This is a genomic window from Cetobacterium sp. ZWU0022, assembly GCF_000800875.1.
Classification (GTDB): Bacteria; Fusobacteriota; Fusobacteriia; order Fusobacteriales; family Fusobacteriaceae; genus Cetobacterium_A.
This window is the reverse complement of the sequence record NZ_JRJZ01000163.1, coordinates 1-439: the sequence shown is the minus strand read 5'-3', so window position 1 is coordinate 439 and position 439 is coordinate 1. Positions and strand designations below refer to the sequence as shown.

Sequence of the window (439 nt, the reverse complement as noted above, 5' to 3'; positions counted from 1 at the left end):
TGCAATTCTCTCTATCTTTTCCTGTAAGGAACTTAAAATTCCTCGCTCAGCTTTGTTAATTTAATTATACAATAATATTCCAAAAAGTCAATAAAAGAGGTTAAATTATGGAAAAAAGAGAAGCTAAAATTTTATGGTCTAAAAGTGGTAAAGGAAGCGACACAACAAGAATTACACTTCCTGTTGCCTGGATTAGAAAAATGGGTATAACAACTGATCTAAGAGAGGTTGAAATTCTTTTTGATGAAAATACAAATAAAATCATTATACAAAAAACAGAAATTGAAACTAATCAATGACAAATAAAAACTTAATTTAAAAGAGCTAATAAAGCTCTTTTTTTTTAAAAATACTGTTTTGAAATAAAACAACTATCTAAAAAATATAATTTATAACAATATTTTACTTTGCACCTTTTATTATTTATTTAATCTAATTT

At 24.1% G+C, this 439-nt stretch carries 1 protein-coding gene; it reads left to right on the top strand.

Annotated elements, in window-relative coordinates; genetic code table 11:
- The first annotated feature begins 107 nt into the window (after window positions 1–107).
- Window positions 108–299, top strand: coding sequence for a hypothetical protein (locus L988_RS11415; protein WP_047384388.1), 192 nt, complete (start codon window positions 108–110; stop codon window positions 297–299).
- The last annotated feature ends 140 nt before the right edge of the window (window positions 300–439 follow it).

What these genes read in the sequence shown, in the direction of transcription:
- L988_RS11415 (WP_047384388.1), top strand. Translation starts at nt 108, where the DNA reads ATGGAAAAAAGAGAAGCTAAAATTTTATGGTCTAAAAGTGGTAAAGGA.